The 24,423-nt window shown below is 59.6% G+C and carries 25 protein-coding genes; 20 read left to right on the plus strand and 5 right to left on the minus strand.

The annotated features are described in order from the left end of the window. Positions 1–40: 40 nt before the first annotated feature. Positions 41–541, minus strand: a complete 501-nt coding sequence (gene purE / locus HMPREF3009_RS04840; RefSeq protein WP_046647007.1) for a 5-(carboxyamino)imidazole ribonucleotide mutase — start codon at positions 539–541, stop codon at positions 41–43. 42 nt (positions 542–583) lie between these two features. Next, positions 584–1,846, minus strand: coding sequence for a 5-(carboxyamino)imidazole ribonucleotide synthase (locus tag HMPREF3009_RS04845; protein ID WP_070680398.1), 1,263 nt, complete (start codon positions 1,844–1,846; stop codon positions 584–586). Here HMPREF3009_RS04845 and budA point away from each other — a divergent pair. Then, positions 1,832–2,551, plus strand: coding sequence for an acetolactate decarboxylase (budA, locus tag HMPREF3009_RS04850; protein WP_070680403.1), 720 nt, complete (start codon positions 1,832–1,834; stop codon positions 2,549–2,551). The genes HMPREF3009_RS04845 and budA overlap by 15 nt on opposite strands. Here the strand turns inward: budA and HMPREF3009_RS04855 are convergent. After that, positions 2,548–2,991 (minus strand): hypothetical protein, encoded by a 444-nt coding sequence (locus HMPREF3009_RS04855; protein WP_070680613.1) that lies wholly within the window; start codon positions 2,989–2,991, stop codon positions 2,548–2,550. The two genes, budA and HMPREF3009_RS04855, sit on opposite strands and share 4 nt — an antisense overlap. A gap of 458 nt (positions 2,992–3,449) precedes the next feature. Here HMPREF3009_RS04855 and HMPREF3009_RS04860 point away from each other — a divergent pair, with 458 nt between their 5' ends. From HMPREF3009_RS04860 to rbsD, 6 genes are read left to right on the plus strand one after another with little or no spacing between them, the layout of a single operon-like run. Next, positions 3,450–4,439 carry a LacI family DNA-binding transcriptional regulator gene (locus tag HMPREF3009_RS04860; protein WP_070680406.1) on the plus strand — a complete coding sequence of 330 codons (990 nt, stop codon included), beginning with the start codon at positions 3,450–3,452 and terminating at the stop codon, positions 4,437–4,439. Further along, entirely contained in the window at positions 4,436–5,974 is a 1,539-nt protein-coding gene (locus HMPREF3009_RS04865; protein ID WP_049156342.1) for a sugar ABC transporter ATP-binding protein, read from the plus strand. The genes HMPREF3009_RS04860 and HMPREF3009_RS04865 overlap by 4 nt, the downstream gene beginning before the upstream one ends. A gap of 2 nt (positions 5,975–5,976) precedes the next feature. Next, the gene (locus HMPREF3009_RS04870; protein ID WP_046647012.1) at positions 5,977–6,918 is read left to right on the plus strand and encodes an ABC transporter permease; all 942 of its coding nucleotides are present in this window, start codon (positions 5,977–5,979) and stop codon (positions 6,916–6,918) included. Positions 6,919–6,928: 10 nt separating this feature from the next. Continuing rightward, entirely contained in the window at positions 6,929–7,843 is a 915-nt protein-coding gene (locus HMPREF3009_RS04875; protein ID WP_046647013.1) for a D-ribose ABC transporter substrate-binding protein, read from the plus strand. Further along, positions 7,840–8,748, plus strand: coding sequence for a ribokinase (locus HMPREF3009_RS04880; protein WP_049156354.1), 909 nt, complete (start codon positions 7,840–7,842; stop codon positions 8,746–8,748). Before HMPREF3009_RS04875 ends, HMPREF3009_RS04880 begins: the two co-directional genes overlap by 4 nt. Next, complete coding sequence (gene rbsD / locus HMPREF3009_RS04885) at positions 8,741–9,115, plus strand: D-ribose pyranase (RefSeq protein ID WP_070680409.1); 375 nt, start codon at positions 8,741–8,743, stop codon at positions 9,113–9,115. The genes HMPREF3009_RS04880 and rbsD overlap by 8 nt, the downstream gene beginning before the upstream one ends. A 42-nt stretch (positions 9,116–9,157) precedes the next feature. On the opposite strand, the gene HMPREF3009_RS04890 is transcribed toward rbsD, so the two are convergent. Beyond that, positions 9,158–10,033 carry a biotin--[acetyl-CoA-carboxylase] ligase gene (locus tag HMPREF3009_RS04890; protein ID WP_070680412.1) on the minus strand — a complete coding sequence of 292 codons (876 nt, stop codon included), beginning with the start codon at positions 10,031–10,033 and terminating at the stop codon, positions 9,158–9,160. Positions 10,034–10,104: 71 nt separating this feature from the next. On the opposite strand from HMPREF3009_RS04890, the gene HMPREF3009_RS04895 reads away from it, so the two are divergent. The 13 genes from HMPREF3009_RS04895 (at position 10,105) to HMPREF3009_RS04955 (ending at position 22,746) form a co-directional block, all read left to right on the plus strand. Beyond that, a complete protein-coding gene (locus tag HMPREF3009_RS04895) occupies positions 10,105–11,094 on the plus strand; it encodes an ABC transporter ATP-binding protein (RefSeq protein WP_049156360.1) in 990 nt (329 codons plus the stop codon). Between the two features lie 119 nt (positions 11,095–11,213). Next, entirely contained in the window at positions 11,214–12,503 is a 1,290-nt protein-coding gene (locus HMPREF3009_RS04900) for an ABC transporter substrate-binding protein (protein ID WP_070680414.1), read from the plus strand. 165 nt (positions 12,504–12,668) lie between these two features. After that, positions 12,669–13,646: a carbohydrate ABC transporter permease gene (locus HMPREF3009_RS04905; RefSeq protein ID WP_046647017.1), complete on the plus strand. Its 978-nt coding sequence runs from the start codon at positions 12,669–12,671 to the stop codon at positions 13,644–13,646. Then, on the plus strand, positions 13,643–14,464 hold the full coding sequence (locus HMPREF3009_RS04910) for a carbohydrate ABC transporter permease (protein ID WP_046647018.1): 822 nt from the start codon (positions 13,643–13,645) through the stop codon (positions 14,462–14,464). Before HMPREF3009_RS04905 ends, HMPREF3009_RS04910 begins: the two co-directional genes overlap by 4 nt. Beyond that, complete coding sequence (locus HMPREF3009_RS04915; RefSeq protein ID WP_046647019.1) at positions 14,464–14,649, plus strand: hypothetical protein; 186 nt, start codon at positions 14,464–14,466, stop codon at positions 14,647–14,649. The genes HMPREF3009_RS04910 and HMPREF3009_RS04915 overlap by 1 nt, the downstream gene beginning before the upstream one ends. Then, positions 14,646–16,148, plus strand: coding sequence for an alpha-amylase family protein (locus tag HMPREF3009_RS04920; protein WP_070515996.1), 1,503 nt, complete (start codon positions 14,646–14,648; stop codon positions 16,146–16,148). Before HMPREF3009_RS04915 ends, HMPREF3009_RS04920 begins: the two co-directional genes overlap by 4 nt. A gap of 161 nt (positions 16,149–16,309) precedes the next feature. Further along, positions 16,310–16,573: a hypothetical protein gene (locus HMPREF3009_RS04925; RefSeq protein ID WP_046647021.1), complete on the plus strand. Its 264-nt coding sequence runs from the start codon at positions 16,310–16,312 to the stop codon at positions 16,571–16,573. Between the two features lie 235 nt (positions 16,574–16,808). Next, on the plus strand, positions 16,809–18,422 hold the full coding sequence (locus HMPREF3009_RS04930; RefSeq protein WP_046647022.1) for an acyl-CoA carboxylase subunit beta: 1,614 nt from the start codon (positions 16,809–16,811) through the stop codon (positions 18,420–18,422). 59 nt (positions 18,423–18,481) lie between these two features. Further along, complete coding sequence (locus HMPREF3009_RS04935; protein WP_070680417.1) at positions 18,482–19,813, plus strand: carboxyl transferase domain-containing protein; 1,332 nt, start codon at positions 18,482–18,484, stop codon at positions 19,811–19,813. Between the two features lie 9 nt (positions 19,814–19,822). Next, positions 19,823–20,017, plus strand: a complete 195-nt coding sequence (locus HMPREF3009_RS04940) for an acyl-CoA carboxylase subunit epsilon (protein ID WP_070644361.1) — start codon at positions 19,823–19,825, stop codon at positions 20,015–20,017. Positions 20,018–20,021: 4 nt separating this feature from the next. Beyond that, a complete protein-coding gene (locus HMPREF3009_RS04945; protein ID WP_070680419.1) occupies positions 20,022–20,612 on the plus strand; it encodes a Maf family protein in 591 nt (196 codons plus the stop codon). A 312-nt stretch (positions 20,613–20,924) separates the two neighbouring features. Beyond that, entirely contained in the window at positions 20,925–22,199 is a 1,275-nt protein-coding gene (locus HMPREF3009_RS04950) for an MFS transporter (protein WP_070680422.1), read from the plus strand. 130 nt (positions 22,200–22,329) lie between these two features. Next, the gene (locus tag HMPREF3009_RS04955) at positions 22,330–22,746 is read left to right on the plus strand and encodes a DUF3151 domain-containing protein (RefSeq protein ID WP_070511468.1); all 417 of its coding nucleotides are present in this window, start codon (positions 22,330–22,332) and stop codon (positions 22,744–22,746) included. Positions 22,747–22,996: 250 nt separating this feature from the next. Here the strand turns inward: HMPREF3009_RS04955 and HMPREF3009_RS04960 are convergent, their stop codons facing one another. After that, positions 22,997–24,298 carry a DUF4282 domain-containing protein gene (locus tag HMPREF3009_RS04960; RefSeq protein WP_070680425.1) on the minus strand — a complete coding sequence of 434 codons (1,302 nt, stop codon included), beginning with the start codon at positions 24,296–24,298 and terminating at the stop codon, positions 22,997–22,999. Positions 24,299–24,423: the final 125 nt, after the last annotated feature.

Raw genomic sequence — 24,423 nt, forward strand, 5'->3', positions numbered from 1 at the left:
GTCGGCTCTTAAGATCAATCTCCCCGGTCGACTTCCCGCTTTATTCGCCGAGGAGCTGGGAACGCAGGTTCTCGTCCTTCTTCTCTACCTCGGCGGCCATGTTCTCCTGGTAGGCCGCCATCTTCTCCACGAGGGCTGGGTCGCCCGCGGAGAGGATGCGCACGGCGAGCAAGCCGGCGTTCTTGGCACCACCGATGGATACGGTGGCCACCGGAACGCCGCCCGGCATCTGCACGATGGACAACAGTGAGTCGAGACCATCGAGATCCTTCAGCGCGCGCGGGATGCCAATCACCGGAAGCGGCGTGGCCGCGGCAACCATGCCCGGTAGGTGGGCCGCACCACCGGCACAAGCGATGATGGCTTTGAGCCCGCGCTCGTGGGCAGACTTGGCATAAGCCAACATCTTTTCTGGGGTGCGGTGCGCGCTGACGACGCCCACTTCAAAGGGCACGCCGAACTCGGCGAGCACCTCGGCGGCGGGCTTGACGGTGGGCCAGTCGGAATCGGATCCCATGATCAGGCCGACGAGAGGTTCCATGAAAAATCTCCTTCTTTACTAAGGCTTAAGCTCGCTGCGGGATTAAGCCCACTGGGCGTGGACGAGGAAGTGGGCAGCATCGTGAGCGATGTGGCGGGTCTCCTCGACGTCATCGCCGACGACATTGACGTGGCCGATCTTGCGGCCCGGCTGGTGGTCCTTGCCATAAAGGTGGACCTTCGCCTCTGGGTAGCGCTCCATCACTTCACGGACGCGCTGCGGCATGGGCATCTGCGGATCTTCTTCGGCACCCAGCACATTGGTCATGACGGTGACCGGCGCTAGGGCTGCGGTGGAGCCGAGCGGCAGGTCCAGCACGGCGCGCAAGTGCTGCTCGAACTGGGAGGTCACGCAACCATCCTGGGTCCAGTGGCCGGTGTTGTGCGGGCGCATCGCCAGCTCGTTGACGGCGATGTCTTCCGCCACGCATACTCCCGGGGCACCCGAGGCGGACGCAATGATGGCGCCGGCGTCTTGCTTCGTTGCAAAGGCGAAGAGCTCCACTGCAAGCACGCCAGTCACGCCGAGCTCGGTAGCTACCTTGATGCCTACCTGAATGGCGCGCTCTGCCAACTCCGGGGACAGGTTCGGGGCGGGTGCGAACGCTTCGGCGCAAATGCCATCGCGCTGCACGGACTCGGTGACCGGCCAAGCCTTCACTTCGCCGGAGGGGCGGCGGGCGACGAGCACGGACAGCTCGCGGGTAAGGGCCACTTTTTCCTCAGCCATCAGCGGGGTGCCTGCCGCGAGAAGTTCTTCTACCAGCGGCTCCAGCTCCTCCGCAGAGGGGAACCACACGCCATGGCCGTCGTAGCCGCCGCGGCGGGCTTTGAGGCACACGTGATCGTCGACAAGCGCGGCAAAATCCCGCGCATCCTCCACCGAGTCGATAGCAGCAAAGCGTGGCACCGGGGCGCCCAGCTCGGCCAGCTTCTGGCGCATGAGCAGCTTGTCCTGCGCGTTGAGGAGGGCGGAAGGCTGGGGCTGGACGTTGAGACCGTCGGCGATGAGCGCCTGGACGTGCTCCGTGGGGACGTGCTCGTGCTCAAAAGTAATCGCGTCCGCGCCTTCCGCAGCGGCGGTGAGCACGTTGAGATCGTGGTAGTCACCGAGAACGACGTCCGGGATCACCTGGGCGGCGGACTTGTCTGGCGCGGAGGCCAGCACGCGCAGGTGGATGTCGAGCTCCGCGGCGGCCGGCTGCATCATGCGTGCAAGCTGGCCGTCTCCATAAACAGTAACGAGGGGTTTGTGTTGTTCACTCACTCTTTCAATACTAGCCTTGGGGCCATGATCGTCCGGCATACCATCTTTCAGAACTCCCTCATGACCGCGCTGTTGGATGGCATTTACGACGGCGAAATGACCATCGGCGAGCTCTTGGGCAAGGGCAATTTCGGCATCGGCACCTTCGATGCGCTGGACGGAGAGATGATTATCCTCGACGGCGTGTGCTACCAGCTGCGCGGTGATGGAACCGCGACGGTGGCTGACTTGGACCAGGGAACCCCCTTCGCGGTAGCCACGAACTTTGTCCCCCGTATTAAGGTGGCCGCGCCCAAGGGATTAAAGCGCGAGGAGCTATCGGCCTTCATCGATGAGGTGGAGCCTTCCGCCAACTACATGTACGCGGTGCGTATCTCTGGGCGTTTCAGCAATGTGGTCACCCGCACGGTGGTCAAGCAGAGCAAGCCTTATCCGCCGATGGCGCAGGCAGTGGGCGGCGATAAGGAGCTGCGCTTTAACGACGTTGAAGGCGTCATCGGCGGTTTCCGCACCCCGGTCTTTGAGAAGGGTATTTCAGTCCCCGGATGCCACGTACACTTTATCGACGCCGAGCGCACCTCCGGCGGACACGTGCTGGACTACACGGTCGATGAGGCCACCATTGAGCTCTGCCCCGGAACGGACCTCGACCTGCACCTGCCACTGACCCACGAGTTCCGCTCCGCCAACCTGGCCCCCGATGACCTAGACCAGCAGCTACACACGACGGAGATTAAGGACTAACCCCAGACCGGTTGCTCGTTGAGGATGTCCTCGACGTACTTGGCTTTAGGGATGGACGGAAAATACATCGGCTTCTCATAGCCGTGGAGTGCCAGCGAAATCCCGCCGCGGCGGCGACGCGCACCACGAATATCGGTGAGCGGGATCGAATCAACGCGCTTGCCCTCGCGGGCGATGACACGCAGGTTGGTCACAATGAAGCGCTTGCGGCGGGCTTTCACCAAGGGAAAGATGAAGCGCCAGGCAGCAAGCAGGGCCCATATAGCTACTAAACCATTGCGAATCGACAGGTCAATGCCGTTATAGTCCCACCAGCCGATGGCAATCCAGCACACACCCGTGACGACGACGAGCTCTAAAAAAGGAAAGAGCAGCGTCCGAAACGGGGCGGTCATGTCCGCGCGCACAACCTCGCCGCGGCCCATCTGCATGAGGTTCATGGGGCACATGGTACCTACCTTCCCACTCGTTCCACGGTCCTCCCCCGCTACCCGAGCGTGAGGGGTGACCGCCTCCTAGCCTCGGCAATCCGGCGGCCCGGCGCGGCATCGCACATGGCATTTCCTAAAAGGCATCAGTCGAAAGGCGTCCTTGCCCCTGAAAACACCATCTGTCGGCCTGCAAAAGGCGTCTTTGGGAGTAAAGACGCCTTTTGACTAATGCCTTCTGACAGACGCCTTGCGAAAAGCGCCATGCGGGATATGCGGCAATCTAGCGCGTTCCGCCGGAGTTACCTCTCCTCCCAGAAAGGGCCAGTGCACGGAAATTTCTAGACCTCACGACTAGCGCACGACGACTAGCGCACGACACAAAACCCTTGACAGCGGGAAAGGCCGGCAGTAGGTTGAGAAACACCTATGCAATCGATTGCACTAGAGGCCACAGGAAGGAGGATTTCATGACTGGAGCCACATTAAAAGATATTGCCGCTGCGGCCGGGGTTTCAGTTTCCACCGCCTCGCGTTCCCTTGCCGGAAATCCTGCTATCTCCGAGAAAACACGGGCAAAGGTAATGAGCATTGCGCAACAGCTCAATTATTTGCCCAACGCTCAGGCACGAGCCTTGAGAAACTCTCGGTCCGACGCCATAGGGCTTATCATCCCCAACTTGGACAATGCCTATTTTGCTGCCATGGCCGCTGCAGTGGAAGAAGAAGCGAATAAGCGCAAACTCTCGACCATAATTACCAGTTGCGGAGAAGACCCAGAGCGCCTAACCAAGGCCCTCGACACCCTCTCCCAACGCCAGGTAGACGGAATCATCAGTGTCCCGCTCGAAGGTGCAGAAGATGCACTGCAGCGCGCGGCGGAATCTCGCCCACTGATACTCATCGATCGTTCTCTTAAAAACCTCCCAGCCGTGGTCTCAAACCCAATTACCGGGATACATGCGGCCGTGGCCCAGCTCAAGAGCAAGGGACACACGTCAATTGGGTATCTCTCTGGCCCCCAAGAAACGTCCACCGGACGCGAGCGCCTCAACGCATTCAAGGACGCAACAACCGGAATGGATATCCACATCCATCACGGCAGCTTCCGCCACCGATCTGGATACAAGGGCGCCATCGCGCTTCTTCACGAAGGCGTCACAGCCATAGTCGCAGGCGATTCCATGATGACCGCAGGCGCGCTAGAAGCTTGCCATAACGCTGGCAAAAGAATTGGTGAAGAAATCGCACTAGTTGGCTTCGATGACTTCATCTTTTTACGTTTCCAACCAGCGCCAATCTCTGTCATAGACCAGAACGTTACGCGCATGGGAGAAGAAGCTACCGCTCGCTTGGTTGACGCAATTGATAACAAGCGGCAGCCCGAATCGACGGTCATCGATACCCGCTATATCCCACGAATGTCCACCGCCTACCGATTCCCTGGAGAACTCACATGAGTGAAACCGTCCTAAAACTTGAAGGCGTAACCAAGTCCTTCGGCCCCGTTGATGTCATTAAAGGGGTCGACCTCAACGTTCGGCGAGGCCAAGTTCAAGCCCTTTTGGGCGAAAACGGCGCCGGTAAGTCCACGCTCATCAAAATGATTGCGGGCGTACACGAACCGGACTCTGGCCGCATACTAGTAGATGGCAAAGAAGTTAGAATCCCCGATACTAAGGCCTCCGAGGCCCTCGGTATCGCCACTATTCACCAAGAACTCAACTTGGTGCCGACCATGTCAGTGGCTGAAAACATTGTGCTCGGTCGCACTCCGCAACGCTACGGACTTGTCAACCGCAAGCATCTCAAGGCTCAAGCACAAGCAGCCCTACACCTCATCGGACTTGATGTTGACTTGGATACTCCGGTGGGTGAGTTGGGCGTCGCCAAGCAGCAGCTGGTTGAGATCGCCAAAGCCCTTTCCATGAATGCGCGCATCCTTATCTTGGATGAACCCACAGCCGCGTTGACCGGCAAAGAAGTCGATGCGCTCTTTACAGTTCTCGAAGGACTCAAAGCAAAAGGCGTGGCGATGGTGTTTATCAGCCACCACCTGGATGAACTGGCACGGATCGCGGAGACCATTTGCGTACTGCGCGATGGTGCCTTCATCGCCGAGGTCCCTTCCGATACAGATGAGGATGAACTGGTCCGGCTGATGGTCGGTCGCAGTATCGAAAACCAGTACCCGCGCGACACTCCGCCCGAGCGCGGCGATGTCTTGCTTGAAGTTGCAGGCCTGACTACACAAGGTTCGTTTCAGGACATCTCCTTCGAGGTCCACTCCGGCGAAGTTGTCGGTCTCGCCGGACTTGTCGGCGCTGGCCGCACGGAGATCATTCGTGCCATTGCTGGCGCAGACACCTACGATTCAGGATCCATTCGTGTGAATGGCCAAGAACTTCGAGGCGGCGACATCGGCGCCGCAATTCGCGCCGGGGTGGGACATATCCCCGAGGACCGGAAAGCACAGGCGCTAGTCCTGGATGCTTCGGTAGCAGACAATCTCGGTTTCGCGACGCTCTACCCCACCGCTAGAGCTGGGATTGCGGACCGTTCTGGCCAACATCGGCGTGCGGGAGAAGTGGCAGAAAAACTTCGTATACGCATGTCCGGGCTTGACCAGGCTATCCGCAATCTCTCCGGCGGAAACCAGCAAAAGGCAGTCTTCGGCCGGTGGGTCCTCGCCAACTCAAAAGTTCTCTTACTCGATGAGCCAACCCGCGGCGTCGACGTAGGCGCCAAGGTCGAAATCTACAACATCATTAACGAGGTTACGGCAGCCGGTGGCGCGGTCCTCATGGCTTCCTCTGATCTACCAGAGGTACTTGGAATGTCTGACCGGATCCTCGTCATGTCAGGGGGCCAACTTGCCGGGCAACTGCCAAAAGACTCCACTCAAGACGAGGTCATGACCCTCGCCGTAGCCAACGTAACTTCAGCAACCTCCGCTGCCGCTACTAACTCCGCTAGCCACGACCCCAAGGATTAATTATGACCAAGAATCGTGTAACCAACTGGGCTCTGAACAATGGCGCTCTCGTCGGCCTCATCGCGCTGTGCATAGCGCTTTTCATCGCCACCCCGTATTTTTTAACCGTAACGAATCTACTTAACGTAGGCATCCAGGCAGCTACCGTGGCCATCCTAGCTTTCGGCATGACCTTCGTTATTGTTACCGCGGGAATCGACCTTTCTGTCGGTTCTGTAGCCGCTCTTGGCGCTATGGTGTCGGCCTATATGTTCTCCACTGCTGGGCTTCCGGGCTGGCTGACTCTCCTCATTGGTCTCGGTGTGGGTGCCTTGGCGGGCGCTATCTGTGGAATGGCCACTGCGTGGGGAAAGATTCCCTCCTTCATTGCAACACTGGCAATGATGTCTATTGCGCGTGGCCTAACCCTCGTCATCTCGCAAGGCTCTCCCATTGAGACCGCGCCTTCGGTCAACTTCTTTGGCAGCGACGTCGCCGGCCTCCCCGTGCCCATCATCATGATGGTGATCGCTGGGCTCCTCTGTTGGTTCATCCTCGAGCGCACTGTGCTCGGTCGTTCCATGTACGCGATCGGAGGAAATCTCGAAGCAGCTCGCCTCTCCGGTCTCCCAGTCAAGCGCATCCAGATCGCAGTTTTCGCGCTTTCTGGGTTCTTCGCAGCGTGGGCAGGCATGGTTATGGCGGGCCGACTCGAATCTGCGCAACCGCAAGCAGGCACCGGTTATGAGCTGGATGCCATCGCCGCAGTCGTCATCGGTGGTGCCTCGCTGTCTGGTGGACAAGGCAAAGCAACGGGGACTCTGGTTGGCGCTATTTTGCTGGCTGTCATCCGAAACGGCCTCAACCTCCTCAATGTTTCCTCCTTCTGGCAGCAAATCGTCATCGGTTTAGTCATCGCGTTGGCCGTGGGCTTCGACGTCTTCCGCAATAAGACGGCCAACTAAGGAGCGCCTCATGAAAAAGATCATTTCTGCAGTTCTCGTTGCCGTTCTTGCTTTGGGTTTGGTCTCATGCAACCGCTCGGAGGAAGACCGTCAGCGCATAACTCTTGCGCTATCAACCCAGACAAACCCCTTCTTCGTTGAGCTACGCCATGGCGCACAGGACAAGGCCAAAGAACTCGGAGTCCCCCTCGATATCCAAGACGCCTCGGATGATCCTGCTCAGCAAGTCAATCAACTCGGCAACGCTACGTCGATGGGCGCGAAAGTGGTGGTTGTTAACCCCACAGACTCCGATGCTGTAGCTCCAGCAGTACGCGGAATCAAGAACAATGGTGTCCCTGTGGTCGGTGTAGACCGCGACGTTAACGGCGTAGATTTGGATTCCATGGTTGCCTCCGACAATGTCGCCGGCGGTGCCCAAGCAGCAGATCAACTGGCCAAATCCATCGGCGAGGAAGGTGACATCCTCATCCTGCAGGGCACCGCAGGTACGTCGGCCTCGCGCGAACGTGGCAAGGGCTTCGAGTCACAGATTGCCAAGTACCCGGGCATCAAGGTGGTTGCTAAACAGTCGGCAAATTTTGATCGTACAGAGGGGCTCAATGTAGCCACCAACCTTTTGCAAGCCAACCCGAACATCAAGGCCATCTTTGCGGAGAACGATGAAATGGCCCTTGGCGCCGTCGAAGCCCTGGGATCGCGCGCTGGTTCCGAGGTCAAGATCGTGGCCTTTGACGGTACTTTCGACGGACTTAAGGCTGTCAAGGACGGCAAGCTGGAAGCTACTATCGCTCAGCAACCAGCCGAGCTCGGTGCCCGCGCCATCGAGCAAGCCGCACAACTCCTGCATGGTGAAAAGGCACAGAAATCTGTCCCCGTAGAAGTCATCACCGTTACCCGCGACAACGTAGAGGAATTCCAATGAGCAAGTTAACTGTCGTCGGTTCTATCAATGCCGATCTCATCGTCCACGCCGAGCGCCACCCTCAGCCCGGTGAGACCCTGCTGGGTTCTGGCGGTGAAATCCTAGCCGGGGGCAAGGGCGCAAACCAGGCAGTGGCCGCGGCCCAACTTGGTGCGCATGTCGCTTTCGTTGGCGCCGTAGGGTCTGATCCCTATGCGGAACCCGCTATGCATTACATGCGGACCTCGGGTATCGATCTCAGTGCAGTAGAGCAGGTAGACACCAATACTGGCCTCGCTGTCATCACTGTTTCCGCCGACGGCGAGAACACCATCGTCATTTCCCCCGGCGCTAACGCTCAAGTCGACTCAGATTTTGTCGCCGCTCGCGCCTCCACCATCGCCGATGCCGACATTGTTCTCCTACAAGGTGAAATCCCTGCTTCCGGTTTTCAAGCCGCAGTAGAACACAGCAATGGACGCGTTGTGGTTAACCTCGCCCCTGTTGTCCAAGTCGACCGTGAAAGCCTGCTGCAAGCCAATCCGCTTCTTGCCAATGAGCACGAGGCTGGTCTCATTTTGGAGCAGCTCGGCCTTCCCTCCGATGGCACCCCTCACGAGCTTGCTCACCGACTTATTGAGGCTGGCTTCCGCTCCGTAGTCTTAACCCTTGGCGCGCGTGGAGCGTACGTAGCCACCCCAGAAGGCGGCACGGATATACCTACCCCACGCGTGACCACCATAGATACCACCGGTGCTGGCGACGCCTTCGCCGGCGCGTTGTGCTCCCGACTCTTGCAGGGCGACTCACTCATCGATGCGGCCTCATTCGCTGCCCGCGTCGGAGCATTCGCTACAACCGGCAATGGAGCACAGCCTTCTTACCCAACTACTTCTTCACGCTTACCGGAGGTGGACAATGCGTAAATCTGGAATCCTCAACCCTGCACTCGCCAGCGCCGTTGCGCGCCTTGGGCACACCGATACTTTTGTTATCGCGGATTGCGGGCTTCCCATACCGCAGGATGTGACAGTTATTGATTTGACGTTAACCTTTGGCATCCCTTCCTTCGGCGATACGCTTTCCGCGTTACTCGCCGAAGTGGTAGTAGAGGCAGCCACGATTGCGGATGCCACTCCGCCAGAGGTTCGGACGCTGCTTCCCAGCATCCCACTTACGGAAGTCGCGCACGAGGAGCTCAAACGTCAAGTCGCCGACGCCTCTTTCGTGGTGCGTACTGGGTCAACGACGCCGTTTTCCAATGTGATCTTTCGCTCCGGCGTGCCCTTTTAAAACACCTTTCGATCCTTCCAAAAAGCACGCACTCCCAACTCGCTACTGACCAGCTGGGCGCAGGTGGATGACATCACCCGCGGAGTAGTACTCACCGCCGACGTTGATGCGGCCGTCGTCCGCCACGCCCTCAACAGTGCCGGTCACATCGCCCGTCGGGGCTTCGAGGCGGACTTCCTGACCAATCGAAGAACAAACCTTGCGGTAATCAGCCATGAGCTGCGGATCCTGCTGCTCCCACTGGGTGATGCGGTGGCGCAGGTTCTTCAGCACGGTGATGGCCAGCTCGGTGCGGTCGGTATCAAGCCCCTCGAGTGAGAGGGAGGTTGCGGCCTCGATGGGCAGTTCCTCCCTCGTCAACGTCACGTTGATGCCCATGCCCACGACCACGCGGGCTGAAGGCGAATTAGCGGCCTCGGTCTTCGGGGCGATTTCGGCCTTATTCACTTCAGCTTTGTTTATTTCAGCCTTATTGATCTCTGCCTTGTTGACTTCTGCCTTGGAGACCTCCGTCTTAGGTGCAGACTTGAAGGCCTCACCCACCGGACCGGCCTCCGCGAGGATGCCGCAGAGCTTCTTGCCGTCGATCTGCACGTCATTCGGCCACTTGAGTACCGCTCCCTCGACGGTATCCGTCACGGCCAAACCTGCGGCTAGAGGCAGGGTGCCCAAGTGATCGAGCGAATCCGGAAGGATGAGCACGGAGAAAATGAGCTGGGAACCAGCCGGGCTCACCCACTGACGGCCCAAGCGGCCTTTGCCGGACACCTGCTCGTTGGCGAGCAGCACGGTGCCATCGGCAACCTTCTCCGCCTCCATGAGATCGGTATTGGTCGAGCCGGTGGACTCGGTGTAGTCGATGACGGAATAATCACCGTCGAGAGCTTCGCGGATGCGGTCAAGATTTAGAGCTGTCATACTGCCAACCCTACCCGCCGTTAGTACTCGACCACGCGCACTGTGTCCGCAGCGGGTGCTAGTGTATGTGCATGGCAAAGGTCACTTTTGAGAACGTCGGCATCACCTATCCCCGCGCCGAGAACCCCACGGTCAAAGACCTCAATCTCGAGATCGCGGATGGCGAGTTTCTAGTCCTCGTCGGCCCGTCCGGCTGCGGTAAGTCCACCACCCTGCGCGCCCTCGCAGGGCTTGAACCGGTCTCCAGCGGCCGCATCCTCATCGATGGTAAAGACGTCACGGGGCTCGAGCCCGGCGAGCGCGATATCGCCATGGTCTTCCAGAACTACGCCCTCTACCCGCACCTCACCGTGGCCCAGAACATGGGCTTCGCCCTCAAGCTGGCCAAGATGCCCAAGGCTGAAATCAAAGCCAAGGTAGAGGAAGCCGCGAAGACCCTAGGGTTAACGGAGTACCTGGAGCGTAAGCCGAAGGATCTATCCGGTGGCCAGCGCCAGCGCGTCGCCATGGGCCGCGCCATCGTGCGCGAGCCCAAGGCCTTCCTCATGGATGAGCCGCTGTCTAACCTGGATGCCAAGCTGCGTGTGCAAACCCGTGCGGAGCTGGCCAGCCTCCAGCAGCGCCTCGGCACCACCACCGTCTACGTCACCCACGACCAAGTGGAGGCCATGACCATGGGGGACCGCGTCGCCGTGCTCAAGGACGGTGTCCTGCAGCAGGTTGCACCGCCGCGCGAGCTGTACGACGCCCCCGCTAACGAATTCGTCGCAGGCTTCATTGGCTCCCCCGCGATGAACATCTTCGACTACAACGGCGGCCGCGTCGGCGTTCGCCCAGAGAAGATGTTCATCAACAAGGGACCGGTGGGCTTCCAAGGCACCGTGGAATTCGTAGAAGAGCTAGGCTCCGAGTCCTTCGTCTACGTCATGGTGGGTGAGCAGCGCTTCGTTGCCCGCGCGAGCGATAACGTTCCACAGCGCGGGGACAACGTCGTCCTCACCTTCAACCCCCGGGAGGCGCACCGCTTCGATCCTGAAACCGGACAGCGCATCGAGGTTTAAGAAGAATCAGGGGTAGTTTTACCCCCATTTTGAGTGAATTAAACGTCAAAACCACGTGCACTGTGGGGGTGATCCCCTATTTTGAAGTCACCAGAAGTTTTCCGAAAGGTGAATACTCCATGAAGAAGCCGTTCCTCCCTAGCTCGCTGCGCTCTGTCCGCCGCGGCGTAGTCGTTACCACCGCTGCCCTTGCTCTGACCTTGGCGGGTTGCTCGTCGAGCGACGAGGGATCGTCGTCAAGCGCTGGCTCCGATGCCTCCTCGACCGATGGTGACGGCCGCGGCCCCATCACCTTTGCCATGGGCAAGAACGATACCGACAAGATCACGCCCATCATCGAGGCATGGAACGCCGAGCACCCAGATGAGAAGGTCGAGCTCAAGGAGCTCGCCGGCGAGGCCGACGCTCAGCGCGAGACCCTCGTGCAGTCCCTGCAGGCGGGCAACTCTGACTACGATGTCATGGCGCTGGACGTGGTCTGGACCGCGGACTTCGCCGCTAACCAGTGGCTGGCACCGTTGACCGGTGACCTCGAGGTGGATACCTCCGGACTGCTGGAGCCCACCGTGGAATCCGCCACCTACAACGACACTCTCTACGCGCTGCCGCAGAACACCAACGGCCAGCTGCTCTTCCGCAACACCGAGTTGGCGGACAAGGCTCCGGAGAAGTTCGACGACATCGCTTCTGCTTGTGAGGCCATCAAGGATGATGCTTCCTGCCTGACCACCCAGCTCAAGCAGTACGAGGGTCTCACTGTGAACACCGCCGGCTTCATCGAGGGCTGGGGCGGCTCCATCCTGGATGACGAGGGCAACGTCGCCGTTGACTCGGACGAGGCGAAGGAAGGCCTGCAGGCGCTTGTCGACGCCTACGAGGACGGCACCATCTCCAAGGACTCCACCGCCACAACGGAGGAGGAGACCAACCTTGCTTTCACTGAGGGCAAGACCGCTTTTGCCATCAACTGGCCGTACATGTACACCAACGCCGAAGAGGCTGGCGTGAGGTTTGAGGTCCAGCCGCTGGTGGGCAAGGACGGCGTCGGTGTGTCTACCCTCGGTGGCTACAACAACGGCATCAATATCAACTCCGAGCACAAGGCTACGGCCCTGGACTTCATGAAGTTCATCATCAACGAGGAGAACCAGAAGTCCTTCGCCGAGGCTTCCTTCCCGCCGGTGCTGGCTTCCATCTACGACGATGACTCCCTCGTCGAAGAGTTCCCGTACCTGCCGGCTCTGAAGGAATCCCTAGAGAACGCCGCACCGCGTCCGGTCTCCCCGTTCTACACCGCCATCTCCAAGGCGGTTCAGGATAACGCCTACGCGGCGCTCACCGCAGGCAAGTCCGTCGATGACGCCACGAAGGATATGAAGGCAGCCATCGAAGCCGCTTCGCAGGGTTAATTTCCCAGCGTGCATGGGGGCGCGAGTAAGTCCACGTGACTTGCCCGCGCCTCCTTCTGCGATCCGGGCTCTTTTCGCCCAGAGGAAGTCCGGGCTACCCGCTATGATTTCCCCAACCCCCGTTAAACCCCTTCTCCCCCTATGAGTTAGAAAGGCAGGCACCGCATGGCTGGAGCACCGCCTACCGTGCAGCCCCGCAGACAGTACCTGCGTGTGGCCGCACTCATCGCACCGGCACTGATAGCGCTGGCTGTGGTCATCGGCTACCCCATTGTGCGCGCTGTGATGTTGTCCTTCCAGGGCAACAAACGGCTTAACCCCACCACGGGAGTGTTCGAGGAAGGCTCCTTCGCCGGTCTTGAAAACTACCTGTACTGGATTACCAATCGCTGCATGTCTGCCACTGGCCAGGCCACCGCGTGCCCTGATGGTGTCATTGCCACCGATTTCTGGCCGGCTGTGAAGATCACTCTCTTTTTCACCGTGGTCACGGTTGCCCTGGAGACCATCCTGGGCATGTTCATGGCGCTGGTGATGAACGGCGAGTACCGCGGTCGCGGCCTCGTGCGCGCGGCGGTGCTTGTCCCCTGGGCCATTCCCACCGCAGTCACTGCGAAGCTGTGGCAGTTCATGTTCGCCCCGGATGGCATCGTCAACGCGCTCGTCGGCACGCGCATCGCGTGGACCACAGACCCGTTTTATGCCCGTCTCGCGGTGATTATCGCCGATGTGTGGAAGACCGCCCCCTTCATGGCGTTGCTCGTTTTGGCTGGTTTGCAGATGATTCCGCGCGATGTCTACGACGCCGCCCGCGTCGACGGCGCATCGCGCATCCAAACCTTCTTCACCATCACCCTGCCGCTGGTACGCCCGGCGCTCATGGTGGCGATCCTCTTCCGCACGCTGGATGCACTACGCATGTACGACCTGCCGGTCATCATGATCTCTGCTTCCTCTAACTCCCCGACGGCAACCATTTCCCAGCTCGTCGTGGAGGACATGCGCCAGGGGCATTTCAACTCGGCCTCCGCACTGTCCACGCTCATCTTCCTGCTTATCTTCACCGTCGCGTTCATCTTGGTGCGCTTCCTCGGCGCTGATGTCTCCGGTACTGCCCGCCAGAAGAAGGAGAAGAAGTCATGAAAAAGATCGGCCATTACCTAGGCATCCTCTTCATCATGTTCTGGGGGCTCGCACCCTTCTATTGGATGGTCGTCACCGCCCTGCGGCACAAGTCCCATACCTTCGACACCACCCCGTGGCCCACGCACGTAACCCTGGATAACTTCCGGGACGCCCTAGCCACGGACAAGGGCAATGACTTCCTCAATGCGCTGGGGAACTCTTTGATCATTTCCTTGGTCACGACCGCGGTGGCGGTCCTCATCGGCGTGTTTACCGCCTATGCCTTGGCGCGCTATGACTTCCCGGGCAAGGGCATTGTCACCGGCATCATTCTGGCCGCCTCGATGTTCCCGGCCATCGCGCTGGTAACCCCGCTATTCCAGCTATTCGGCAACCTCGAATGGATCGGTACCTACCGCGCGATGATCATCCCGAATATCTCCTTCGCGCTGCCCCTGACGGTCTACACGCTGCTGAGCTTCTTCCGCCAGCTGCCCTGGGAATTGGAGGAGGCCGCTCGCGTGGACGGTGCCTCCCGCGGTCAGGCCTTCCGCCTCGTACTTTTGCCCTTGGCTGCACCGGCACTGTTTACCACGGCCATCATCGCCTTCATCACGACGTGGAACGAGTTCATGCTGGCTAAGCAGCTCTCCACCACCGCTACCGAGCCGGTGACCGTGGCCATCGCGCGCTTCTCCGGCCCCTCAGCCTTCGAGTACCCCTACGCCGCCACCATGGCTGCGGGCGCGCTGGTGACGGTTCCGCTGATCATCATGGTGCTCATCTTCCAGCACCGCATCGTCGCCGGCCTCACCGCCGGAGGTGTTAAGGCCTAATGCGCCGCGCACTGCTGTGGGACACCGCGCTGGGATTCGTTGGCTTCTTCGCCTTCCTGGCGCTGGTGCAGGCAGTTCTGAATCTTTTTCACCCCTCCCCCGCCATCTGGCCGGGGCTCCTCGCGGGCGCACTATGCCTGACGGAGTATCTGCTGTGGCGGGCTAAACGGAAGGATCTCCGATGAGCTGGCACGACAACGCCATTTTCTACCAGGCCCTCGTGGGCTCGTACAAGGACACCACCGGCGAAGGCGTGGGCACGCTGCGCGGGGTTATTGAGAAGCTCGACTACCTCAAGTGGCTCGGCGTCGACTGCCTGTGGCTTTCCCCGTTCTATGCTTCCCCGCTGCGCGATGACGGCTATGACATCGCCGATTACTACTCCATCCACCCTGACTACGGCACGATGGAGGACTTTGACGAGCTCGTCGCCGAGCTCCACGCGCGCGGCATGCGCCTCATGACGGATCTCGCGTTTAACCACACCTCTACCGATCACCCGTGGTTCCAAGCCTCCCGAACCGATCCGGAAGGGCCCTATGGGGACTATTATGTGTGGGGCGATGATCCCCTGCGCTACCCCGAGATCCGCATCATCTTCACCGATACGGAGACCTCGAATTGGGCCTGGGACCCAGAGCGCAAGCAGTTTTACTTCCACCGCTTCTACTCCCACCAGCCGGACCTGAACTACGACAACCCGAAAGTCCACGAGGAAATTTTCAAGATCCTCTCCTTCTGGTTGGACAAGGGGGTGGATGGCTTCCGCCTCGATGCCATCGCCTACCTCTACGAACGCGATGGACTGGGCGGCGAGTCTCTGCCGGAGACGGTCGAATTTGTGGAGAAGGTCCGCGCCTTCATCAACGAGAACTACCCCGAGGCCATCATGATCGCGGAGGCCAACCAGCCACCGGTGGAAACCATGGAGTTCTACGGCACGGGCAACCGCTTCCACATGGTCTTCAACTTCCCAGTGATGCCGCGGCTTTACCAGGCGCTGGCGCTGGGTGATGCCACACCGGTCTACGACATCATGGCGGAGCTTCCGGAACTGCCCGAAGGCTGCCAGTGGGGAACCTTCCTGCGCAACCACGACGAGCTGACCCTAGAGATGGTCAACGCGGACCAGCGCGCGATCATGTACGAGCACTACCTGCCCGATGATCAGATGCGCGCCCACGTGGGCATCGCGCGGCGCCTTGCCCCGCTGCTGGGCAATGATTACCGCAAGATTGAGCTTTTTTATTCACTACTCATGACCCTGCCGGGCGCTCCCTTTCTGTACTACGGCGATGAGATTGGGATGAACGATGCCCCCGAGCTGCCTGACCGCGATGCTGTGCGCACGCCCATGCAGTGGGAGCCGGGCGAGGGTGCAGGCTTCACTACGTCCGCCCACCCGCGCCGGCCCATCGTCGGCGGCGTAGGGGTTTCGGTAGAGGAGCAGCTTGCCGACGATGACTCGCTCCTCCACCGCCTGCGCGGGCTGATCCAGCAGCGTAAGGCACATCCGGAGCTCGGTACCGCGCCCTTTGAGGCCGTAGAGACCGGCTATGCGGGCGTGCTGGGATTCCAGCGCGGTGAGTTGTTGTGCCTGCACAACTTCACGGATCAGACCGTCGACTTAGGCCCTGTGGAGCTGGGCCCCTATGGCTACGCTTGGCTGCCTGTAGAGGCCTAAAAGACACTTCGTAACTCACCTCACATTTCCCGCTAGGTTAACTAAAAGTTAACCCGCCGTGAACGAAAGCTAGCTTTTGGAGGATTTTACCTATATAGTTGGTTCAACCCCATGATGCGGACAGCCGCATCATTACGACAAGAAATAGAGAGGTGAGCCAAATGAATACCCTGACCGGATTCCTTTCCGCCATCACTAACGAATTCAAGAGTGCCACCGGAATCAACCTTGACACGGTGCACCCGGCGCCACTGGTGTCGCACATCGCTGAAGATCTGCTCAAGCACGGTCTCATCCCAGCCACCCACACGGACATCGAAGAGTCCTACGCCACACTTACGGGCACCTTCCCCAAGGAAGAGGATCTCGTAGATGCCGAACTCTTCCTCTACAGCCTCGGTTGGCTGGCAGACACCCCCGAATAAAACCACATAACCTAAGCCTCGCCCCCTTTTACGGGGCGAGGCTTTTTCATTGAGTCACCTTTCGACGCCCCTCACTACACACCCACTACACTGACCCACATGCACCCGACGCGCCGTATGCGAGGATTCCCTCACCTTTTACACCACCATTCACCTGCACAAACGTGAACTGTGAGAGAAATCACCCGCGTGCCGCTATACATTCCTATACAAAACTTCTCTACACTGTCGAAACATGACTATTTCCTCACATTTGTCGGAGCTTGACTCCCTGAGCGCCGACACCACCGCAGGCAAGATCGCTGAACTGAAGAGGCGTCGCGAAGCAGCGGCGCAGCCCATGGGCGAACAGGCCCACGAAAAGGTCCGCGCCCAGGGCCGCCTCACCGCCCGGGATCGCTTGGACTACCTCCTCGATGAAGGTTCCTTCGTCGAGACTGACATGCTCGCCGTGCACCGCACCACGGACTTCGGTATGGGCAAGAAGCGCCCGGTCACTGACGGCATCGTCACCGGCTGGGGCACCATCGACGGCCGCGAGGTCTGCATCTTCTCCCAGGACGGAACCGTCTTCGGAGGCGCCCTCGGCGAGGTCTACGGCGAGAAGATGATCAAGATCATGGAGCTGTCCATCACTACCGGTCGTCCACTCATCGGCCTGTACGAAGGTGCCGGCGCCCGAATCCAGGACGGTGCCGTCTCCCTGGACTGGATTGCCAAGACCTTCTACCAAAACGTCAAGGCCTCCGGCGTCGTCCCGCAGATCTCCGTCATCATGGGCGCCTGCGCCGGCGGCAACGCCTACTCCCCTGCGCTGACCGACTTCGTCGTGATGGTGGATGAGAAGTCCAAGATGTTCGTCACCGGGCCCGACGTCATCAAGACCGTCACCGGCGAGGAGATCTCCCAAGAGGAACTCGGCGGCGCCGGAGTCCACATGCACAAGTCGGGCACCTCGCACTACACCGCTTCTAGCGACGAGGAAGCACTGGATTGGGTCCACGACCTGCTGACCTACCTGCCTTCCAATAACCGCCAGCTGACCCCGGCTGAGCCCTACGAGGAGCTGGGCGAAGAGACTGCCAATGACCTGCTGCTGGATGAAATCATCCCGGACTCCCCGAACCAGCCCTATGACGTCAAGGAAGTCATCGAAACCCTCACCGATGACGGCGATTACCTAGAGATCCAGGCCGACCGCGCCGATAACGTGGTGACCGCCTTCGGCCGCATCGAGGGCCAGACCGTAGGCTTTGTGGCCAACCAACCGCAGGTTTTCGCCGGCTGCCTCGACATTGATTCCTCCGAAAAGGCCGCACGCTTCGTGCGCACCTGCGATGCCTTTAACATCCCGATCATCATGCTGGTCGACGTTCCCGGCTTCCTCCCCGGCGCCGATCAGGAACACGATGGCATCCTGCGCCGCGGCGCCAAGCTTCTCTACGCCTACGCTGAGGCCACGGTTCCGAAGATCACCGTCACCCTGCGCAAGGCCTACGGTGGTGCCTACTGCGTGATGGGTTCCAAGGGTCTCGGCGCGGACGTCAACCTGGCGTGGCCCACGGCCCAGATCGCGGTCATGGGCGCTGCCGGCGCCGTCGGTTTTATCTACCGCAAGGAGATCAAGGCTGCCCACGAAAAGGGCCTCGACGTGGCTGAGCTGACCAAGTCCTTCGAGCGCGAGTATGAAGACCACATGCTCAACCCGTATAAGGCAGCGGAGCGCGGGCTTATCGACGCCGTCATTCTCCCCTCCGAAACCCGCAGTGCAATTGCCAAAAACTTGCGCTTCTTCGCCGACAAGAACGTCGCGCGCCCGGCGCGTAAGCACGGCAACATCCCGCTCTAACGCGCACTCGGATCGGCACAGATTAGTACAGAAGACGCACTGTATTACACTAGTGTCCCATGACTGACTTGAAGACGACCGCTGGCAAGATCGAGGACCTCAGCGCCAAGCTCACCGAGTCCCGTGCGCCGCAGGGAGAGGTCCCTGCGGCTCGCAGCGCCATCGAGGCGCTCTTCGATGCCGGATCCTTCGTAGAGACCGACGCGCTTGCTCGCCACCGCTCCACCGAGTTCGGCCGCGAGCACGTCCGTCCCTACACCGACGGTGTCGTCACCGGTTTCGGCACCGTGGACGGCCGCAAGGTCTGCGCTTATGCGCAGGATGCCTCGCTGTTCGACGGCACCATGGGCGAGGTCTACGGTGAAAAGGTCACCAAGCTCTACGACCTCGCCATTAAGACCGGCGTGCCCATCGTCGCGCTCGTCGCCAGCGACAAGCCCCGCGCCCAGGAAGGCATCGTCTCCTCCGCCATGCAGGCCCGCATCCTGGCCCGCGCTACCACCGCTTCCGGCCTCATCCCGCAGGTCACGGCGGTCTACGCAGACTCGAAGGAGGCCTCGCTCGTAGCCGCGTTGTCCGATGTAGTCATCGCTCCGGACGGTGACCTGCAGGCGGACGGGGAGCACGAGGTGAGCGTCGCCAAGCGCGTGCTCTCCTACCTGCCTTCCAATAACCGTGCCGCCGCTCCCCGCACCGAGGCCACCATCGTGTCGGGTTCGGTGGAGGAGAACATCACCGACGCCGACCACGCCCTCGATACCCTCGTGGGCGATGACGGCGCCGTCGATCTCGCCGACGTGGTCACCGCCACCTGTGAGGATGTTTTCGAGCTCGGCGCCCAGGTGCGCGGTGTCTTCACCGGCTTCGGCCGCGTGGAGGGCCGCACGGTGGGCTTCATCGCCAACCGCGACACCCTCGACGCGGAAGCTGCCGCCAAGGCCGCGCGTTTCATCCGCCTCTGCGATGCCTTCAATACTCCCATCATCGAGTTCGTCGATACTCCGGCACTGGACGTGGAGAAGGCAGCGCTGGCCAAGCTGGTGCACGCCTACTCCGCGGCGAGCGTGGGCAAGATCAGCGTCATCGTCCGCCGCGCGCACGGTACCGGATACATCGCCTTCGGCTCCAAGGAGCTCGGCGCGGACCTGTCCTATGCGTGGCCGACGGCCGAGATCGCCGTGGCCGATGCCCCCGCACTGGCCTCCGAGCTAGAGCTGAGCGAGGAGGAGGCCGCCACCTACCTGACCCCGTACCAGGCCGCTGAGCGCGGTCTCGTCGATTCCGTTATTACCCCGGCAGCCACGCGCGGCTCCCTCATCGAGGGCCTGCGTCTGCTGGATCGCAAGATTATTCCGACCCTGCCGAAGAAGCACGGCAATATCGTTTTGTAGAGGTGTCCAATGACCGCTTCCCTGTTTACCGTTCTGCGCGGCAACCCCACCGACGCTGAGGTGGCGGCCCTGTCCACGGTGCTCAGCCAGCTCGACTCTGAGGCGCGCGCCAAGGCCGCCGATATCCGCTCCGAGCGCGACCTGTGGGGTCAGCCGGGCGATGTGTTCAACCCGTCCGCCTTCCGCAACGTCCGCTACTACTAAGCGCATGCGCCTGGTTCTGGCATCCCAATCCCCGTCCCGCCTGTCCATCCTGCGGGGCGCGGGCGTGGAGCCCATCATCGCCCCGGCCCACGTGGACGAGCGCGCCATCGAGGAGCGCCTGGCGGGTGCTGAGCCCGCCGAGATCGTCTGTGCCCTCGCCACGGCTAAGGCCGAGGCCATCGCCCCCGACTATCCCGAGGACGTCGTGGCGGGTGGGGATTCCATGCTGCTTCTCGACGGCTCCCTCCAAGGCAAACCCCACACCCCCGAGGCCACCGTGGAGCGCTGGCACGCGCAGGCCGGCCGTGCCGCGGAGCTCATCACCGGACATTGCGTGCTCTACGGCGAGGAGCGCTTCGTTGAAGCCTCACGCACCACGGTGCACTTTGCCCAGGCCTCGGACGCCGATATCGAGGCCTACGCCCGCACGGGCGAGCCGCTGGAATGCGCCGGCGCCTTTACCTTGGAGGCCCTCGGCGGCTGGTTCATCGACCGCATTGAGGGCGATCCTTCCTCCGTCATCGGGCTTTCACTGCCGGTGCTGCGCCGCGCGCTGTATTCCTTTGGGCTCAACGTTTCCGGCTTCTGGGTTTAATCAAACCTATTGACTGGATTTTTAATCACCGATATTATGTGATTCACATTTCACTGCATGCGAGAGAGCGGAATTATATCCTGCAATCTACAGGTTTTAAATCGCTTCAGGAACTCGCACAGAGCTTAAGTAAGGAATTTGGAGTACACCATGTCCTCATTGCTGCATCAGTAATTTCTATTTGACACACCGCTGCTTTCGACGGGTCAATATTTCACCGCCGAGAGAATTGTCTACCTCGAAAATCCGACGCTGGGTTCATGCTGCGCGCATGAGTTTCCAGTCGCGGTTGTCAAAACATAGAGAGAACCGATGCAAGATCACAATACTACTGGTGGAAATTTTTGGACTATTGTACGCAAGAGTCATCCCGATTACTTACGGTGGTTCTTCGCCGACACAACAAGCGCTTTGGGTTCATCCCTCATTGCCATCCCTGTTTCACTTGCGAGCTTCCACCTCACTGGAAGTCTAAGCCAAGCAGGTCTCATCGGAGCAGCAAGCTCAGCTGGCTCCTTGATCATGACCATCCCAGCCGGAATGATCATTGATCGCTTCGATAAGAAGAATCTGCTTCTCCTTTACGGCCTGAGTCAGATTGCTATCTGGTCTTCCTTTTCCCTCCTCCTCTGCCTGGGTAAATTCACCTTCATCTCCTTATTCTTCTTCAGCTTATTTGCTGGGATGATTACAGGCACCTTCGGAGGGCTAACCAATGCCATTCTGAGATTCATCATCCCAGAGAATCTACTTGTCCAAGCACAAGGCCGTAACCAAACTCGAGACAACATTATCTGGATGGTGGGATTACCCTTGGGAGGCCTCCTTTACGGACTGGCGCCGGTTATTCCTTTTATAACGCAAGCCCTGTCAGGGCTTGGTCCCGTATATGCTTCAAGGAGCATCAATGCAAACCTAGGTGAAACAATCAGTGACCAGAAGTATTCATTTACAGAGTTCTGGTCCGATAGCAAATATTCTTTGGCTTGGATTTGGAAATATCCGGTGCTCCGGGCAATTTTCAGCATCGATTTATGCTCGAATTTTGCCAATTTTTTCCTCATCGCGTCCATAGATCTATGGTTGGCCTATCTTAAAGTTGATAGCTGGATAATCGGCTTAACTTCAATCATGTTTACCCTAGGCATGATTGTTGGAGGATTTTTTCAGGACCACCTCATCAAGCGATTACCTGGAAGAAACATAATCCGAGCAACCATGCTCTGGGAATTAATGTGGTACATATTTCTTCTCGTGTTTTCCCATTATTGGCTGCTGATCGCAATCGCAGCATTTTTCATCGTCATTCCCTCGATCGCATGTAACTCGTACTCTGGTGGACTACTTGCGTTATCTGCACCCCCTGAAAAGATAGGTAAGTGCTCGGCGGGAGCACGCCTGATGATGGGATTACTACCAATTATCGCCTCCGCCAGCGCAGGCGTTCTTCTTTCTGCAATTGGTTTTCAGGCAAGCATGGCACTATGTGTTATGTGCTCGGTTATCTCTTGCTTGATAGTGGCGGGTTCAGTCTTACGCGCACTACCTAAAGCAGCCGAGTTCAATTCCCTCCCAGTTCTCGAGTAACCCTTATGACGTATACGAACGCTTCAAAGCCTTCGCGGCGCCAGTCGGACCTCAGCCTTAGCCTCGACTAGTCGTATCCAAGCTCGCCCCCTCTGGTGGCCTCACTGCCACATGGCTAGAGTGGGGCGGCATGGAAATGAAAGACATGCTCGCTCCCCCACCCATCAATCTGCCCGCCGATCCGGGTGCTGACAGCACCGCTGATCTCACCGCGGGAATTGTCGCCCACCCAGATTCCCCGCTGCTCTGGGCGCTGCTGGCGGAGCAAGAACTAGACAAGAACAAGGGCGCTGAGCCCACCGCATTCATCACCGCCTACGCCTATGCGCGCACCGGCTACCACCGCAGCCTCGACCGCCTGCGCGGCAATGGGTGGAAGGGCTGGGGCCCAGTCCCCTTCTCCCATGAGCCCAACCAAGGCGTACTGCGCGCGATTGCCGCACTGGGCCATGCTGCGAAGGCCATCGGTGAGGACGCAGAATATGACCGCATCCGCCAGATGCTCTCCGATGCCGACCCCGAGTGCGTCGCTACGCTACTGGATTAAGCACATGGTTCTAGTCACCTGGTTCTACTCAAAAGGTTTAGTTGGGGGCAAGTAAACCATCTAGGAGGCCACAGATGGTTTGTTTGGGGGCACATGAACCATCTGACCTGAACCATATGACTGAAACCAACTGTGGTGGCTACCGGAATTCTCAGACAGGCAGCCCCTCCTCCATGTAAAAATCCCGCGGACCTCACATTTGAGGCCGCGGGATTAGCGTGTCTGCGAAAAGCGCAGCTCGTGAGACTACCTATTCCTTATCGCTATCGCTATCCGCCTGAGAGACAAGGTCTCCGGTGTTCTGCGCGGTGCGGATGTTCGCCACGAAGAACTCCAAGATCAAGCGGAACTGAATGACGTAGAAAAGGAACGCGATTCCGCCACCGATGACAGCGCCAAGGAACGTCAAGAATCCGATGAGAAAGCTGTCAGCGAAAGCAAAGAAGGAGAAGAGGATCATTCCCGCCCATGCTGCCCCTGCCACGATGACGAGCAGCAGGTAGATGAAGGAGGAGAACTTCAGGGTGACGAAGTCATTGAAGGAGAAGTCAAACAACGCCTTGAAGAAGCCAGCGCCCTTGGAGGGGCTGCCGCCCTGTGAATTCTGCTGTGGGTAGTCCTGCTGCGGGGAGGCGGCAAAGGGCGAGTTGTTTTGCTGACCAAAGCCCTGCTGATCCTGCGTGCCGAAAGCCTGCTGCTCTTGGGCGCCGAAACCTTGCTGGCCTTGTGCCCCAAATCCTTGGTTCTGTTGGGGGTAGCCACCAAAGCCGGAGTTGGAGTGGGAAACCGGGGTTCCAAAGCCCTCTCCCGACTGCTGACCAAAGCCATGGTCTTGGTGCGACTCCGACGGGGTGCCGTATCCATAGCTCTGGTTAGAAAATCCCTGGCTGCCATAACCCTGGTTGTCGTAGCCCTGATTACCGTAGTTCTGGCCGCCATAGCTTTGGTTCGAGTTCACGGAGTCCGCAGCGTGATCAGCGCCAGCATTGTGAGCGCCAGCATTGTGATCGGTGCCAGCGTTGTGCTCGGCGCTGGAGTTCTGCGCCGCACCCGCGTCGCTGTCGGCATTGTACGAGCCGTAGGAAGCGCCAAAGGTACCGTGAGAGGCTTGGGAATCCTGCCCGCCGAAGGTTTCGGAAGCAGGGGCAGAGGAGCTGGAAGTGTGCTCGGTGCCCGACTCCGTGCTGTTCTTCGCCGAATCATAGGCCGAGTCCGCGGCGGAATCGGAGGACGCATTAAAGCCCGAACCGGACGCGTCAAAGCCGCGATTCTCAGCATCCGGCTGCGCACCCTGGGGAGCGGAATAACCGAATCCAGACGAGTCGGCGGAGCCCTCGGAGTAGTCGCCGTATCCTGCCTGGCCACCCCAGCCGAAACCGGAGTTCGATGCCTGGCTACCCCACGCGGACGCAGCGTCATCGTTGCCTGACTGGGAGTTATCGTAACCGCCGAAGCTGCCGTAACCGTTGTTCCCGGCGTTCTCACCGTTGGAACCGTTGACGTGGTTATCGCTGTTGTCGCCGTTCTCACCAAACTGGTTGGGGTTCGTCATTTTTCGTTAGACCTTTCGGAGAATCATCGAAATTCGCAGCGCGCTACAGCACTACACTGGCGTAATTTTTACCCCTCCGAACGTACCTGAGATCTCGCTCACCGGCAGCGCGGCTTGGGGAACAC

It is taken from the genome of Corynebacterium sp. HMSC034H07 (assembly GCF_001815175.1).
GTDB classification, from domain to species: domain Bacteria; phylum Actinomycetota; class Actinomycetes; order Mycobacteriales; family Mycobacteriaceae; genus Corynebacterium; species Corynebacterium hiratae.

Coding starts and splice junctions, on each gene's coding strand:
- purE (WP_046647007.1), bottom strand. CDS start 541: ATGGAACCTCTCGTCGGCCTGATCATGGGATCCGATTCCGACTGGCCC.
- budA (WP_070680403.1), top strand. CDS start 1,832: ATGATCGTCCGGCATACCATCTTTCAGAACTCCCTCATGACCGCGCTG.
- HMPREF3009_RS04845 (WP_070680398.1), bottom strand. CDS start 1,846: ATGCCGGACGATCATGGCCCCAAGGCTAGTATTGAAAGAGTGAGTGAA.
- HMPREF3009_RS04855 (WP_070680613.1), bottom strand. CDS start 2,991: ATGAACCTCATGCAGATGGGCCGCGGCGAGGTTGTGCGCGCGGACATG.
- HMPREF3009_RS04860 (WP_070680406.1), top strand. CDS start 3,450: ATGACTGGAGCCACATTAAAAGATATTGCCGCTGCGGCCGGGGTTTCA.
- HMPREF3009_RS04865 (WP_049156342.1), top strand. CDS start 4,436: ATGAGTGAAACCGTCCTAAAACTTGAAGGCGTAACCAAGTCCTTCGGC.
- HMPREF3009_RS04870 (WP_046647012.1), top strand. CDS start 5,977: ATGACCAAGAATCGTGTAACCAACTGGGCTCTGAACAATGGCGCTCTC.
- HMPREF3009_RS04875 (WP_046647013.1), top strand. CDS start 6,929: ATGAAAAAGATCATTTCTGCAGTTCTCGTTGCCGTTCTTGCTTTGGGT.
- HMPREF3009_RS04880 (WP_049156354.1), top strand. CDS start 7,840: ATGAGCAAGTTAACTGTCGTCGGTTCTATCAATGCCGATCTCATCGTC.
- rbsD (WP_070680409.1), top strand. CDS start 8,741: ATGCGTAAATCTGGAATCCTCAACCCTGCACTCGCCAGCGCCGTTGCG.
- HMPREF3009_RS04890 (WP_070680412.1), bottom strand. CDS start 10,033: ATGACAGCTCTAAATCTTGACCGCATCCGCGAAGCTCTCGACGGTGAT.
- HMPREF3009_RS04895 (WP_049156360.1), top strand. CDS start 10,105: ATGGCAAAGGTCACTTTTGAGAACGTCGGCATCACCTATCCCCGCGCC.
- HMPREF3009_RS04900 (WP_070680414.1), top strand. CDS start 11,214: ATGAAGAAGCCGTTCCTCCCTAGCTCGCTGCGCTCTGTCCGCCGCGGC.
- HMPREF3009_RS04905 (WP_046647017.1), top strand. CDS start 12,669: ATGGCTGGAGCACCGCCTACCGTGCAGCCCCGCAGACAGTACCTGCGT.
- HMPREF3009_RS04910 (WP_046647018.1), top strand. CDS start 13,643: ATGAAAAAGATCGGCCATTACCTAGGCATCCTCTTCATCATGTTCTGG.
- HMPREF3009_RS04915 (WP_046647019.1), top strand. CDS start 14,464: ATGCGCCGCGCACTGCTGTGGGACACCGCGCTGGGATTCGTTGGCTTC.
- HMPREF3009_RS04920 (WP_070515996.1), top strand. CDS start 14,646: ATGAGCTGGCACGACAACGCCATTTTCTACCAGGCCCTCGTGGGCTCG.
- HMPREF3009_RS04925 (WP_046647021.1), top strand. CDS start 16,310: ATGAATACCCTGACCGGATTCCTTTCCGCCATCACTAACGAATTCAAG.
- HMPREF3009_RS04930 (WP_046647022.1), top strand. CDS start 16,809: ATGACTATTTCCTCACATTTGTCGGAGCTTGACTCCCTGAGCGCCGAC.
- HMPREF3009_RS04935 (WP_070680417.1), top strand. CDS start 18,482: ATGACTGACTTGAAGACGACCGCTGGCAAGATCGAGGACCTCAGCGCC.
- HMPREF3009_RS04940 (WP_070644361.1), top strand. CDS start 19,823: ATGACCGCTTCCCTGTTTACCGTTCTGCGCGGCAACCCCACCGACGCT.
- HMPREF3009_RS04945 (WP_070680419.1), top strand. CDS start 20,022: ATGCGCCTGGTTCTGGCATCCCAATCCCCGTCCCGCCTGTCCATCCTG.
- HMPREF3009_RS04950 (WP_070680422.1), top strand. CDS start 20,925: ATGCAAGATCACAATACTACTGGTGGAAATTTTTGGACTATTGTACGC.
- HMPREF3009_RS04955 (WP_070511468.1), top strand. CDS start 22,330: ATGGAAATGAAAGACATGCTCGCTCCCCCACCCATCAATCTGCCCGCC.
- HMPREF3009_RS04960 (WP_070680425.1), bottom strand. CDS start 24,298: ATGACGAACCCCAACCAGTTTGGTGAGAACGGCGACAACAGCGATAAC.